Consider the following 14831-nt stretch of genomic DNA (forward strand, 5'->3'; position numbering starts at 1 on the left):
TTATGACTGAAAAGCAGATTGAGCAGTTGTAGTTCCATACATCCCATTTAGCTGATTCCGCCGCTATTAATTTACTACAGTAGTTTTTTTCTCTCTCTTCTATATCTGCGGGCTTAGTCGGAGTATCGGATAGGTTGACTACTACGAACATTACTACAAATGCGATACCTAAAAAATTCAACTGCTTTTTGCGCAGCACCTCGTCCTTTTTTACTATGGCAATAATAGTTTGTATGAAAAAGTAAAAAAATGCAAACACCGATAATAAAGTGATGAGTGAAAGTATACTATCCAAATAGACTACTCCTCCTATTTGATAGTAGTTTCATAGTACGATAAAGTCTGTTAATTAACTATATATGATGCGAAAGCCATCAACTTAATTAAGTAGATGTTAATTTGCTCATTTTTAAAGAATGTTGCGATGTATCTGTACTAATAAAAATTGTATAATGAAAGTAAAGATGGCGATATGTGTACCCCATAATCATTATATTTAACTATAGGTCGCCGGAGTGGGAGGAAAACAAGTGGTTATTTTAAAATCAATGAATCAACAGGAATTTCAGCAGTATATTAGTAGTGCAATTGATGACTATGCAAAAGACAAGGTCGCTTCTGGAAATTGGAAGGAAGATGAGGCGATTGATTTATCTAAGCAGTCATTTGATGATCTATTGCCAAAAGATGAGGAATCCGAATTTAATTACTTATTCTCTATCTTTAACGCCGAACAGATTGTTGGAATGATATGGATCGCACAAAAATCACCTACAAATAAGGATGAAGGTTTTATTTATGATTTCAATATTTTTGAGCAATATCAAGGATTGGGATACGGTAAGGAAGCAATGCGAGAACTTGAATGTATTGCAAAGGATTTAGGAATGAAAAAGATTGGACTTCATGTTTTTGGTCATAACAAAACTGCGCGAGGATTATACGAAAAGTTGGGCTACGAAATTACAAATATAACGATGGAAAAGTTAATTTAAAGTTGTTATATAGCGTATAAAGTGACCTCCATAGTCATTCAAAGAAAAAGAGATCCATCCACAGATTCAATAGTGGATGGGTCTCTTTTTTATGAGTCAAGACACAGTCACCTTCTTAGTGGTATTCACATAGTTCACTTTTCTCTAACGAAATAAACAAGAGTTGGAAATAAAAAAATTCGTTTGCACCGGATGGTTCGTCCAATCATTACGCGTACTCGTCCATATAATACGTAGAAGGCTGGCCAGCTTTAAAGAATAACAAAGGGGGGATAGAAAATGTGTTTTGAAAATCAAAATCGAAATCGAAATCGGCGGGTAGAGTTGATTTGTGAATGTCGTGAAGTAAGGTCTGATCGTGATAATAAACATCATTGTGACCGTAATCGTGACCGCGACGATAGGTTGAAATGTCACTGTAAAGAATCTCGTCGCAAACGTTGTAACTTTGGCTGGTAAACGTAGTAGAGATTAAAAAATGAAATAAAGAAAATCCTGATGCGAACAAGAATTTCCAAGCAAAAGGTGACCATTCCATACGGAACGGTCACCTTTTGCGTTTGTTTTTTTACTAAAGAAATACACTTCATGCAATTTATAACGTTATATGCTTCGGCTTCTTCCAAAACAGTGCAATAATCGTACCGATTGCTAATACGATTGCGGCAAAATAGTATGGGTAGTTTAAGTCGATGTCAAATAACACACCACCGATGATCGGGCCAAAAATATTGCCAATACTGGTGAAGGTTGAGTTCATACCGCCAATAAAGCCTTGTTCATTGCCCGCAATTTTAGATAAATAGGATGTAATGGCTGGGCGTATTAAATCGAAACCAACAAACAGGAAGAATGTTGTCAGTAATATTGTGAAGTACGAGCTTACGAAGGTCATCAATAGGACAAGAATCGCTGATACAGCTAAGCTGTAGCGAATAAGATTAATTTCGCCAATGCTTTTTGATAAACGATCGAAAAGCAATAGTTGCGCAAGAGCACCGACAATTCCGCTACCCGTGATGACGATGGCGATATCTTTTGGCGTGAAGCCGAATTTATGGTCGACGAATAAGCTGAAAAATGATTCAAACGCTGCAAGGCCAAACGACAAAACGAAAATTAAAATGAAAGCAATAGCGTACATTGGGATGAAGAGCCGACGAAATCCTGTTTTTTGTCCTGGGATAGGCGCATCTTCAGTCACGCGTTCTGGTTCTGTTAATAGAATAAGTGAAAGAATCGCAGCAACCGCTCCGAGTACACCGGCTGAATAGAATGGTACACGTGTACCAATTTCAGCTAAAAAACCACCAATCCCGGGTCCGATAATAAAGCCAGTGCTAATAGCGGCGGACATATAGCCAATTGCCTTTGGTCTTGTGGCGTTCGTTGTAATATCTGCGATAAAGGCTGTTACAGCAGGCATAATGAATGCCGCACTGACCCCGCCGAGCATGCGCGAGATAAATAGTACCTCAACGGATTTACCAAACCCGAATAAAAACTCCGAGAAACCAAATACAAACAGGCCAAGCACGATCATAATTTTGCGACCGTATTTGTCAGCCCATCGCCCGGCAAACGGTGAGACGATAAGTTGTGTAATCGCAAATGCCGCCATCATGTAGCCAACGACCGTCCCGTTAATGTTTAACTCATTCATGATCGTAGGAAGAACGGGAATAACGAGCCCGATACCAAGAAAGGCAATAAATAAATTCAGTAATAAGATAGCTAATGTGACTTTTTGATTTTTCATAAACAAAACTCCTCTACATTTAAGTTGCTATAAACCACTTCTTTCGATTGATTTTATAACGATTACAATTGGTATCTATATATGTTGAAGTGATGGGTAGTCGTGTACGGGATTTAAGCTTTGTGTGACACATCATAATGCTGTATGATACAAGTTAGTACATCCAATTAGCAAGAAGTATTTATTGCTATCTTGGAGATGGACGAGGATTAATAAATGAAGAAGGGGGCGACGAGCCCTCTTCTTTTCCATGTATAGACTCTAAGGCGTAGGAATTCGGGGTCATAAGCCCTGATCAAGGCGTTAACTAAAGGAAGGAAGTGACGGTATGAGGGGTATGTATATCCACATTCCGTTTTGCCACCAAATTTGTCATTACTGTGATTTTAATAAAGTGTTTTTCAAAAATCAGCCTGTCGATGAATATATCGAATCAATGGGTCAGGAACTGGCGATCATGCGGCAGGAAGGTATTTCATTCAAAGAAGTGGAAACGGTATTCTTAGGAGGCGGCACACCAACTTCGCTGTCTGAAAAACAGCTTGAACGGTTGCTTGAAATAATCCATGAATATGTAGATGTCAGTTCATTGAAAGAGTTTTCGACGGAAGCAAATCCGGACGAGCTAACATTCGGCAAATTGATTGTCCTGAAAAATGGCGGCGTGGATCGATTGAGCATCGGTGTTCAGTCATTCGACGCAGACTTATTGACAAAAATCGGTAGGACGCACGGTCCAGACGACGCTGCACGTGTTGTAGGAGAAGCGAGAAAAGCCGGATTTGATAATATAAGTATCGACCTAATTTACGGGTTGCCGGGGCAAACAATCGCGCAATGGCAGGATACTCTTGATAAAGCACTTGCCCTTGATCTACCCCATTATTCAGGGTACTCGTTGATTGTCGAGCCAAAAACAGTCTTTTATAATTTGATGAATAAAGGCAAATTGCCACTCCCAGGCGAAGACATGGAAACGGAAATGTTCACGATGTTAATCGAACAGATGGAGCGTAAAGGACGCAAACGTTACGAAATTAGTAATTTTGCAATTCCAGGTCACGAATCAATCCATAATCTCATCTATTGGGAAAATGCTACGTACGCTGGTGTTGGTGCAGGCGCACATGGTTATGTAGATGGCACCCGATATTCCAATATCGGACCAATTGCGAAATATATGGAGAAAACAGCATTGGGCGAACGACCCGTCCAACAGACACATGTAGTTACTGCAATCGAAGCAATGGAGGAGGAAATGTTTCTTGGCCTACGCAAATCAAATGGTGTATCCATCTCTTTATTCCAAGAGAAGTTCGGACGGTCACTTGAAGAGGTTTACGGGGAAACGTTACACTCGCTTATTAAAGATGGACTTGTCGAGCGATTGGATGATGCGGTTAAGTTAACGCACCGTGGTGTTTATAGAGGAAACGATGTATTTCAGCAATTTCTTAAATAATCCAGAGTCAATTCGTTGACACTTCGATCTGCATTTGTTAAATTATCAGTAGTATTAGCACTCGCAGTTATAGAGTGCTAACAGGAGTGATGACTATGTTGACGAACAGACAATTGCTTATATTGCAACTGACGGTTGACGATTTCATCGAATCCGCACAACCTGTCGGATCGAGGCAGCTATCCAAAAAGCCGGAAGCACCATTTAGTCCTGCGACAATACGGAACGAAATGGCTGACCTAGAAGAAATGGGTTATCTTGAAAAGACCCACACTTCATCCGGCAGAATACCATCTGAAAAAGGGTACAGGTTTTATGTAGATAATCTATTAACAAAAGAAAAGTTGAACACGGAAGACAGTATTCACCTGCGTTCGGTTTTTCGGGAAAAAATTGTGGAGACTGAAGAGTTAATACGAAAGTCAGCGACAATTTTGTCTGATTTGACGAATTACACGTCGATTCTCCTCGGCCCCGATACATCGCTACATGCAGTGAAGCGTTTTTCAATCGTTCCACTAGATGAGAAGACAGCTGTCGCTATTATTGTCACGGACAATGGACGTGTTGAGAATAGACTCTTCAATGTACCGGAAGGCTTCACCGCGTCAGATATTGAGAAAATGGTAAACATTCTGAACGAGCGGCTCATTGGTACTCCGCTTGTCCATATTCAGAAGATACTTGCTCAGGAGACGCAAATGGTGCTGGAACGTCATATCCACCATGCAGGCGACTTGTTCGCTTCATTCCAACGGGCGATTTCAATCGAACCGGAAGAACGGCTGTTTTTTGGCGGCAAAATGAATATGATGAAGCAACCCGAATTCAATGATATTCACAAGATGAAAACATTTTTTGAATTAATGGACAAGGGCGCACCAGCAATGACGTTTTTTCAGGAAGGTATGACAGGAATTCATGTCCGCATCGGTTCTGAAAATAATCACAATGCGATGGAAGATTGTAGTGTGATTACAGCGACATATTCGGCCGGCGACAATATGACGGGTTCCATCGCTATCATCGGACCTAAACGGATGGATTATGCAAGAGTTATCACGATGCTTGATTTAATGAGCAGTGATTTGTCCAGAGAATTGGCGAGACTGACAATCGGCGGAACAGCAGGGAGGAACGACTAATGACAAATGTAAACGACGAATTTAAAGAGAACGAAGAAGTAGTAATGGAAACGCCCGATAATACAGACGACATCATCGAATCAGGTGAAGATACTGAGGAGATTGAAATCGTTGAAAACGGGGAAGAGACTATTGTGCAAGAACTTACTGAAAAGCTACAAGAAGAAGAGAATAAACGACTTCGACTTCTAGCAGATTATGAAAACTTCAAGAGACGGGCTACGCTTGATAAAGAAGCGCTACAGAAGTATCGTGCACAGAACGTCGTGACGAATCTAATACCAGTTCTTGATAACTTTGCACGGGCACTTACTGTGGAAGCGACAACTGAAGAGGCTCAAACGATGATGACGGGATTAGATATGATTTATCGTACATTCCTTCAAGCCCTTGAAGATGAAGGTCTTGTTGAAATCCAAGCGCTGGATCAGGAGTTTGATCCGAATTTCCATCAAGCAATTATGACGGGTTCAGATGAAGACAAACCAGCAGGCATCGTACTTGAACAAATGCAAGCTGGTTATATGTTGAAAGATCGTGTATTAAGACCAGCAATGGTTAAAGTAAACGAATAAAAAATGTAGCATATATATAGGAGGAATTTGATTATGAGCAAAATTATCGGTATTGACTTAGGGACAACAAACTCAGTAGTAGCAATTTATGAAGGCGGAGAGCCTAAAGTTATTCCAAATCCGGAAGGTAACCGTACAACTCCATCAGTCGTTGCTTTCAAAAACGGCGAACGTCAAGTCGGAGAAGTAGCAAAACGTCAATCAATCACAAACCCAAACACAATCATGTCTGTAAAACGACATATGGGAACAGATTTCAAAGTGAAAGCAGAAGACACTGAATATACACCTCAAGAAGTTTCAGCAATGATTCTTCAGTATTTGAAGGGCTATGCAGAAGAGTATCTCGGAGAAAAAGTAACGAAAGCAGTTATTACAGTCCCTGCTTACTTCAGCGATGCACAGCGCCAAGCAACACAAGATGCTGGTAGAATTGCAGGCCTTGAAGTAGAACGTATCATCAACGAGCCAACAGCAGCTGCACTGGCATACGGCCTTGATAAAACGGACGAAGACGAAACTATTCTTGTTTATGACCTTGGTGGCGGTACGTTCGACGTATCAATCCTAGAACTTGGCGACGGTGTATTCCAAGTTAAATCGACGGCGGGCGATAACAAGCTTGGCGGAGACGATTTTGACGATGTTATCATCGACTTCCTTGTTCAAGAATTCAAAAAAGACAATGGCGTTGACTTATCGAAAGATAAAATGGCGATGCAACGTTTGAAAGATGCTGCTGAAAAAGCGAAAAAAGACCTTTCAGGCGTAACAACTTCACAAATCTCATTGCCTTTCATTACAGCAGGAGATGCAGGTCCACTTCACCTTGAAGTTTCACTTTCACGTGCGAAATTCGATGAATTGACTGCTCACCTTGTTGAACGTTCAATGGTACCAACTCGTCAGGCCATGAAAGATGCTGGTCTTACTGCATCTGAGATTGACAAAGTAATTCTTGTTGGTGGATCGACTCGTATTCCTTCAGTTCAAGAAGCAATCAAGAAAGAAACGGGTAAAGAGCCATATAAAGGTGTTAACCCGGATGAAGTAGTTGCACTTGGTGCAGCTGTTCAAGGATCAATCTTAAGCGGAGACGTTACAGACGTTGTACTTCTAGACGTAACACCTCTATCACTTGGTATTGAAACAATGGGTAACGTGTTCACTAAACTAATCGAACGTAATACGACAATCCCGACTAGCAAATCACAAGTATTCTCAACAGCGGCTGATAGCCAGCCAGCGGTTGATATTCACGTATTGCAAGGGGAGCGTCCAATGTCCGCGGACAACAAAACGCTTGGTCGTTTCCAATTGACGGACATTCCGCCAGCACCACGTGGCGTTCCACAAATCGAAGTAACATTCGATATTGATAAAAACGGTATTGTTACTGTTAAAGCGAAAGATCTTGGAACACAAAAAGAACATAATATTACAATTCAAGCAAGCTCAGGTCTAACTGACGAAGAAATCGAACGTATGGTGAAAGATGCTGAAGCAAATGCTGAAGCGGACCAAAAGCGTAAAGAAGAAGCGGACTTGAAAAATGAAGCGGACCAACTTGTATTCATGGCTGAAAAGACATTGAAAGATCTTGAAGGAAAAGTTTCAGAAGAAGAAGTGAAAAGTGTCGAAGAAGCAAAAGAAGAGTTGAAAACTGCGCTCGAAGCTGCTGACTTTGACGAAATTCGTACTAAAAAAGAAAAATTGGATGAAATTGTCCAACAGATGACTATGAAGTTGTATGAACAAGCTGCAGCTGAATCTGCTGAAGGCGCTGAAAACGCAGGCGAACCTAAAGACGACGATATAGTCGACGCAGATTTTGAAGATGTAATCGACGAGAAAAAGTAAATAAGAATGATCGTTGACGGAAAAGTCAAAGTCCGATATTCCGGCTTTGGCTTTTCCGATTTTTATTGTGCGTTCTATACTTCAGTACCTAGCTTCAGTGTAGTCTTTAATGGCAAAGAATGCCTTTAAATTCAAGCCTTCTAGCGCTTTTTTAGGCTGAACAGGTGCTTACGCTTTTCAGTTTTTAATGATACAATAGATGATATTCAAAGTATTTCGGGAGAGTGAAGTAATGAGTAAAAGAGATTATTATGACGTGCTTGGTATAACAAAATCGGCATCAAAAGATGAGATTAGGAAAGCATATCGTTCGCTTTCAAAAAAATATCATCCAGACTTGAACAAAGCAGATGATGCAGTTGATAAGTTTAAAGAAGTGACCGAAGCATATGAAGTGCTGAGCGACGATTCGAAAAAAGCGAATTACGACCAATTCGGACATACGGATCCGAATCAAGGATTTGGTGGTTTTGGTGGCGGAGGCAGCGGAGCTGATGGATTCGGCTTCGATGATATATTCAGTTCGTTTTTCGGTGGAAATACACGACGACGTGATCCAAATGCACCTAGAAAAGGCGACGATCTACAGTATTCGATGAACATTGATTTCATGGAAGCTGTTTTCGGTAAGGAAACGGAAGTTGAAATACCGAAAGAAGAAGACTGTGATACTTGTGATGGGTCAGGCGCTAAAAAAGGGACTAAACCTAAGACGTGTACACATTGTGGCGGCTCGGGTCAAATCAGCGTTACGCAAAACACGCCACTTGGCCAAATGGTTAATCGTCGAGCGTGTCAGCATTGTCAAGGAACTGGGAAAATAATTCCTGAAAAATGTTCGACTTGTCACGGAGCAGGTAAAGTGACGAAAAGGAAGAAAATTAAAGTAACGATTCCTGAGGGGGTCGATGATGGACAACAGCTTCGGGTATCTGGACAAGGAGAACCTGGTCATAAAGGTGGACCTGCGGGCGACTTATATATCGTATTCCGCGTCAGGGCTCATGAGAAATTTATCCGTGAAGACGACGACATCTATTTGGAACTCAACCTTTCCTTCCCGCAAGCTTCACTCGGTGATGAGATTGAAGTGCCAACTGTACAAGGTAATGTGAATTTGAAAATCCCAGCAGGCACACAAACAGGAACACGATTCCGCCTAAAAGGTAAAGGTGTTAAAAACGTTCATGGCCGTGGTATTGGAGATCAGCATGTTGTTGTGAAAGTGTTGACGCCTAAAAAGATGACAGAAAAACAGAAAGAACTGATGCGTGAATTTGCGGCAATTAGCGGCGATTCGCTTGACGAGTATTCAAGTTCACTGTTCGATAAAATCAAACGTTCAATTAAAGGCGACTGAAAGGGATGAATTCATTTGAAGTGGTCGGAAATTTCTATTCATACGACGCATGAAGCAACTGAAGCAGTAGCGAATATTTTACACGAAGCAGGTGCAAGTGGAGTCGTTATCGAAGATTCAGCAGATCCAAGTCGAATCCACGAAGACCGGTTCGGTGAAATATGGGCACTCGACAAGAACGATTTCCCAGTAGATGGCGTTATCTTAAAAGCCTATTTACCAGTCACTACTTTTCTTATTGAAACGGTGAAAGATATCGACCAATCTATCAAAGGTTTATCGGAATTCGGAATAGACGCAGGGGAAAATGCCATTCAGACAAATGAAGTCGATGAAGAAGATTGGGCAACTGCCTGGAAAAAATACTATCATCCTGTCAAAATTTCTGGACGCTTTACAATTGTACCGACATGGGAAGAATATGAACCTGTTGAATCAGATGAATTGATTATTGAACTTGATCCTGGCATGGCGTTTGGAACGGGCACACATCCTACAACGGTAATGTGTTTACAAGCGCTTGAGAAATACGTCAAGCCGGGAGACACAGTTGTTGACGTGGGAACAGGTTCAGGCGTGTTATCTATCGGGGCAGTACTTCTAGGTGCTTCACGTGTCCACGCACTTGATTTGGACCAGGTTGCAGTTGTAGCTGCAAAAGAAAACATTGAGCTGAATCATGTTGAAGAAACAGTGGAAGTGAAGCACGGCAATCTTCTGGATTCTGTAAAAGAGCCGGCTGAAATCATCATCGCGAATATCCTTGCAGAAGTTATCATTTCCTTTTCGCAAGATGCGTATTCAATTTTACCGGAAAATGGCTTGTTTATTGTTTCGGGAATCATTGGACAAAAACGTGATCTAGTAAAAGACGACCTAATCAGCAAAGGATTTGAGATTGTCGAATCTGTACTTATGGAAGACTGGGTTGCTATCATCGCTCAAAAAAGGAGCGTGTAACGATTTGCAACGCTATTTTCTGCAATCTCCTTTTGATGAAGATGGAAATGCAATAATTACTGGTGATGACGCTAAACATATCGCGCGTGTTATGCGAATGACCGTTGATGATGACGTCATCGCTGTTACTAATGGCGAAGCCTTCGTCTCCCAAATTACAGAGCTTTTACCTGATGGCATCGTAATCCGTAGCAAAGGAGAACCTCTTCAGTCAAACGAAATGCCTGTTAAAGTAACGGTAGCTTGTGGTCTCCCGAAAGGTGACAAACTCGATTTAATCGTTCAAAAAGGAACGGAACTCGGCATGGCAGGGATTTTTCCGTTTCAAGCCGAGAGATCTATTGTAAAATGGGATGACAAAAAAGGTGACAAAAAAGTTGAACGGCTTCGCAAAATTGCCAAAGAAGCTGCTGAGCAATGTCATCGCACAGTTATCCCGGAAGTGCGAAATCCATTTTCTGTTAAGCAGTTAATCGCTGAATCAGAGAACTTTGATGTCCTTCTAGTTGCTGATGAAGAAGACGCGAAAAGTGGGGATCCACATAAAATTTCGGACCGTTTAAAAAGTGTATTACCTGGTCAAACAGTACTTGCTGTATTTGGTCCTGAAGGCGGATTGTCTAGGACAGAAGCCGAAACACTACGTTCGGCAGGTTTTTTACCGATAGCGTTAGGTCCGCGAATACTGCGGACGGAAACGGCTCCATTGTATTTATTGTCCGCAATGTCATACGAATTTGAATGAAAGTGGTGAGCAGTTGTGTCTTCGGTCGCATTCCATACGTTGGGCTGCAAAGTGAATCATTACGAAACCGAGGCAATCTGGCAACTTTTTAAAGAAGCCGGTTATGTCCGCGGGGATTTCGAAAAAAATTCTGATGTTTATGTCATTAATACATGTACAGTGACGAATACCGGTGATAAAAAAAGCCGGCAAGTCATCCGTCGTGCTGTTCGGAAAAATCCGGACGCTGTAATTTGCGTAACAGGTTGTTATGCACAAACGTCTCCTGCGGAAATTATGGCGATTCCGGGAGTAGATATCGTTGTTGGAACACAAGATCGGACAAAGCTCCTCGGACTCATTGATGAATTCCGTACGGAGCGTCAGCCAATCAATGCAGTCCGCAACATCATGAAAAACAGGATTTATGAAGAACTCGACGTACCTACATTTTCGGATCGTACACGTGCATCGCTCAAAATCCAAGAAGGGTGCAATAACTTCTGTACGTTCTGTATCATTCCTTGGGCGCGTGGACTAATGCGTTCACGTGATCCACAAGAAGTCATTCGACAAGCGCAACAGCTTGTTGATGCGGGTTACCTTGAAATTGTATTAACCGGTATACATACGGGCGGTTACGGTGAAGATTTGAAAGATTACAATCTTGCTCGTCTTCTTCGGGACCTTGAAACACAAGTCAAAGGACTGAAACGCCTTCGCATTAGTTCGATTGAAGCGAGTCAGCTGACGGATGAAGTAATTGATGTTCTTCGAGATTCAACAACTATCGTCCGCCACCTGCACATTCCGATTCAGTCCGGTTCAGACACGGTGCTTAAGCGTATGCGCCGGAAATATACAATGGCGTTTTTCGCAGAACGTCTAGACAGACTTCGTGAAGCGTTGCCGCACCTAGCAATCACTTCGGACGTCATCGTCGGTTTCCCAGGTGAGACAGAAGAAGAGTTCATGGAAACGTACAATTTTATTCGTGATCACAGATTTTCCGAACTTCACGTTTTTCCTTATTCAAAACGAACTGGTACTCCTGCCGCTAGAATGGAAGATCAGGTTCCGGAAGAAGTGAAAAACGAGCGTGTTCACCGTTTAATTGAATTGAATGATCAGCTAGCGAAACAATATGCATCTACTTTTGAAGATGAAGTACTTGAAGTCATCCCAGAAGAGAAGTATAAACTTGAACCGGAAAGTGGTCTGTATGAAGGCTATTCAGATAACTATTTGAAAGTTGTTTTCGCTGCCGATGAATCAATGGTAGGGAAAATTGTTCGTGTGAAAATTGCACAAGCAGGTTATCCATATAACGAAGGGCAGTTTGTCCGCATTATAGAGGAAGAAATACAACTTGTTTAAGGTTTCCATAAAAGCTGTTCCTACTTTATTTTGAGTAGAAACAGCTTTTTTCGTGCAGAAATGAATTGTTCTTGATATGATGTGAGAAGTACGGACAACTCGAGGAGGTATTCATTTGAATACAAATTTTGCAACTTACATTGATCATACATTATTGAAAGCTGACGCAAAGAACAATGAAATCGTAACATTATGTGAAGAAGCTCGAAAATACACGTTTGCATCAGTTTGTGTAAACCCTACATGGGTGAAAACAGCAGCTGCTGCGCTAGAAGGATCACCTGTTAAAGTGTGTACAGTTATTGGTTTCCCTCTAGGAGCTTCAACTTCCGAAGTAAAAGCGTTTGAAACTAGGGACGCAATTACAAACGGTGCTAATGAAATTGATATGGTTATCAATATTGGCGCACTTCGTGGCGGTGATGATGAAACTGTGAAAAAAGAAATCGAAGCGGTAGTTACTGCTGCAAAAGGAAAAGCAATTGTTAAAGTCATCATTGAAACGTCCCTTTTAACGGATAAGGAAAAAAGGAAAGCATGTGAACTTTCTGTCCTTGCGGGTGCTGATTTCGTGAAAACATCGACAGGCTTTTCAACAGGCGGTGCGACTGAAGATGATGTGAAGTTAATGAGAGCTGTTGTTGGACCTGAAATGGGTGTTAAAGCTTCAGGTGGTGTCCGGAATTTAGAGGATATGAAGAAAATGATTGACGCAGGAGCTACAAGAATTGGTGCCAGTTCAGGCGTTCAGATTATGCAGGGTCTTGAATCACAATCTGATTATTAATTTAAAAGTTTTATATTGACCTATAGTTAAATCCGCGGTATAATTTATGAGTACATGGCACTTGGTCATGTTCTAGAAGTGTGTTTGGAGGGAGGGACAAGAGATATGTCGAAAACTGTTGTTCGTAAAAACGAATCGCTTGAAGATGCTCTTCGCCGCTTCAAACGTACTGTATCCAAAAGTGGAACAATACAAGAGGTAAGAAAGCGTGAGTTTTATGATAAGCCGAGTGAAAAACGTAAAAAGAAATCTGAAGCTGCAAGGAAACGTAAATTCTGATTTCCTGTGGTGATGAGTTCGACCTTGTTTTGAAATTAAAATTTGGTAAACCGGAAAATCCTTTATGGGTTTTCCGGTTTATTTGTATATGAGATAAAACAAAAAAATTAAGGGAAAGTGAAACTTCTGAGCATTTGGAACGTATATAGAGATATAATAGAATCTATAGAGAGAGGTGAAAAATACTATGCATAAAATGATAGGAAGGGTTCTCCTGTTCATTTTATTCGTATCTGTGTTAGCATTCCCACTCTTAGAAACGGGAGCTGCAGCTTCGAAAGTCTATAAAGTGCCAGTTGAGAACGTAGTTGAGAAAGGATTGTACGCATTTTTACAGCGGTCATTTACAGAAGCGGAGGCGGCGGGAGCAGAGGCGATCATCTTGGAGATTAATACACCGGGTGGATTTACTGATGCGGCCGACCAAATTGCCAGGCTGATAAATGAAAGTGATTTGCGGGTAATCGCTTACATTAATAATAAAGCAATCTCTGCTGGTGCATTCATAGCGCTTTATGCCGATGAAATCTATATGTCACCTACAGCCACAATGGGCGCATCACAAGTAATTGATTCGGAGGGAAATGCGGCGGATGCTAAGGCTCATAGTTTATGGGTCGCTGAAATGAAAACGGCTGCTGAGTCGAAGAAAGACCGAGAACCGAAATATGCAGAAGCAATGGCAGAACCTGATATTGACTTACCCGCATATCGGGCTGGAGTTGGGAAACTGTTAACGCTTAAAGCGGATGAAGCAAAAGAAGTCGGTTACAGTCAAGGAACAGTTGGATCTTTCAATGAATTGCTAAAAGTAACAGGGCTTGAAAATGCAGAAATCATTTCAACAAATGAAACATTTACGGAAAGTATTGCTCGTTTCATCACCCATCCGGTCGTTGTACCGATTCTTTTATCAATTGCGGGACTTGGATTTGTGTTGGAAATGTACTCGCCAGGATTTGGTGTAGCCGGAACGATGGCTGCTAGTTCATTAGCTCTATTCTTTTACGGACATCTTGTTGCCGGGCTTGCGGGTTATGAAACGATTATCCTGTTTCTAATAGGGGTCGTTCTCATCGTAGCGGAATTCTTCTTGCCCCATGGTATAGCAGGTGTCATTGGAACGCTCGCAATTATAGGTAGTATCATTATGGCGGGCGGCAATCCGATGTATATGGCGATTTCTGTCCTTATCGCGGTTGCTATCGCTGTTATAGGGATGGTGATTATTATGAAATTTTTCGGTAAAAAACTGCACTTGCTCAACAAGGTTGTGCTAATGGATACAACTGATACGGAAAGTGGTTATGTTTCGAATGTGAACAGGGTTGAATTGCTTGGACGCATTGCAAAAACATCGACTGCACTTAGACCATCTGGTGCAATTGAGTTAGATGGAGAACGAATCGATGTTGTTTCTGAAGGAAGCTACATCGCTAAAGGAATACATGTTATCATTGTAAAGGTTGAAGGTTCCCGGATTGTAGTCAGGGAATCAGTAGAAAAGGGGGAAATTAAATAATGGCAGGACTCTTAGGTTCAGGAAGT

13 protein-coding genes are annotated in these 14831 nt (G+C 41.5%); 12 read left to right on the plus strand and 1 reads right to left on the minus strand.

Translation table 11 applies throughout. The annotated features are described in order from the left end of the window. Positions 1-530 precede the first annotated feature (530 nt). Complete coding sequence (locus MKX62_RS17190; protein ID WP_187047501.1) at positions 531-995, plus strand: GNAT family N-acetyltransferase; 465 nt, start codon at positions 531-533, stop codon at positions 993-995. A 595-nt stretch (positions 996-1590) separates the two neighbouring features. On the opposite strand, the gene norA is transcribed toward MKX62_RS17190, so the two are convergent. Continuing rightward, complete coding sequence (gene norA / locus MKX62_RS17195; protein WP_187047502.1) at positions 1591-2754, minus strand: multidrug efflux MFS transporter NorA; 1164 nt, start codon at positions 2752-2754, stop codon at positions 1591-1593. Positions 2755-3082: 328 nt separating this feature from the next. On the opposite strand from norA, the gene hemW reads away from it, so the two are divergent. The 11 genes from hemW (at position 3083) to MKX62_RS17250 (ending at position 14805) form a co-directional block, all read left to right on the plus strand. Continuing rightward, entirely contained in the window at positions 3083-4216 is a 1134-nt protein-coding gene (gene hemW / locus MKX62_RS17200) for a radical SAM family heme chaperone HemW (protein ID WP_067208341.1), read from the plus strand. Between the two features lie 95 nt (positions 4217-4311). Next, positions 4312-5361: a heat-inducible transcriptional repressor HrcA gene (hrcA, locus tag MKX62_RS17205; protein WP_067208344.1), complete on the plus strand. Its 1050-nt coding sequence runs from the start codon at positions 4312-4314 to the stop codon at positions 5359-5361. Further along, positions 5361-5936: a nucleotide exchange factor GrpE gene (gene grpE, locus MKX62_RS17210; protein WP_067208347.1), complete on the plus strand. Its 576-nt coding sequence runs from the start codon at positions 5361-5363 to the stop codon at positions 5934-5936. Before hrcA ends, grpE begins: the two co-directional genes overlap by 1 nt. A gap of 33 nt (positions 5937-5969) precedes the next feature. Further along, positions 5970-7796, plus strand: a complete 1827-nt coding sequence (gene dnaK / locus MKX62_RS17215) for a molecular chaperone DnaK (RefSeq protein ID WP_067208349.1) — start codon at positions 5970-5972, stop codon at positions 7794-7796. Between the two features lie 232 nt (positions 7797-8028). Beyond that, positions 8029-9156 (plus strand): molecular chaperone DnaJ, encoded by a 1128-nt coding sequence (gene dnaJ, locus MKX62_RS17220; protein ID WP_067208352.1) that lies wholly within the window; start codon positions 8029-8031, stop codon positions 9154-9156. Positions 9157-9171: 15 nt separating this feature from the next. Then, positions 9172-10116 (plus strand): 50S ribosomal protein L11 methyltransferase, encoded by a 945-nt coding sequence (gene prmA, locus MKX62_RS17225; protein WP_340741945.1) that lies wholly within the window; start codon positions 9172-9174, stop codon positions 10114-10116. Positions 10117-10120: 4 nt separating this feature from the next. Beyond that, positions 10121-10861 carry a 16S rRNA (uracil(1498)-N(3))-methyltransferase gene (locus MKX62_RS17230; protein WP_340741946.1) on the plus strand — a complete coding sequence of 247 codons (741 nt, stop codon included), beginning with the start codon at positions 10121-10123 and terminating at the stop codon, positions 10859-10861. A gap of 15 nt (positions 10862-10876) precedes the next feature. Next, the gene (gene mtaB, locus MKX62_RS17235; protein WP_187047505.1) at positions 10877-12217 is read left to right on the plus strand and encodes a tRNA (N(6)-L-threonylcarbamoyladenosine(37)-C(2))-methylthiotransferase MtaB; all 1341 of its coding nucleotides are present in this window, start codon (positions 10877-10879) and stop codon (positions 12215-12217) included. A 115-nt stretch (positions 12218-12332) separates the two neighbouring features. Further along, positions 12333-13004 (plus strand): deoxyribose-phosphate aldolase, encoded by a 672-nt coding sequence (deoC, locus tag MKX62_RS17240; RefSeq protein WP_187047506.1) that lies wholly within the window; start codon positions 12333-12335, stop codon positions 13002-13004. A gap of 105 nt (positions 13005-13109) precedes the next feature. Beyond that, the gene (gene rpsU / locus MKX62_RS17245) at positions 13110-13283 is read left to right on the plus strand and encodes a 30S ribosomal protein S21 (RefSeq protein ID WP_067208368.1); all 174 of its coding nucleotides are present in this window, start codon (positions 13110-13112) and stop codon (positions 13281-13283) included. Between the two features lie 187 nt (positions 13284-13470). After that, positions 13471-14805: an NfeD family protein gene (locus MKX62_RS17250; RefSeq protein ID WP_067208371.1), complete on the plus strand. Its 1335-nt coding sequence runs from the start codon at positions 13471-13473 to the stop codon at positions 14803-14805. Positions 14806-14831: the final 26 nt, after the last annotated feature.

The organism is Sporosarcina sp. FSL K6-5500, assembly GCF_038005665.1.
Classification (GTDB): Bacteria; Bacillota; Bacilli; order Bacillales_A; family Planococcaceae; genus Sporosarcina; species Sporosarcina psychrophila.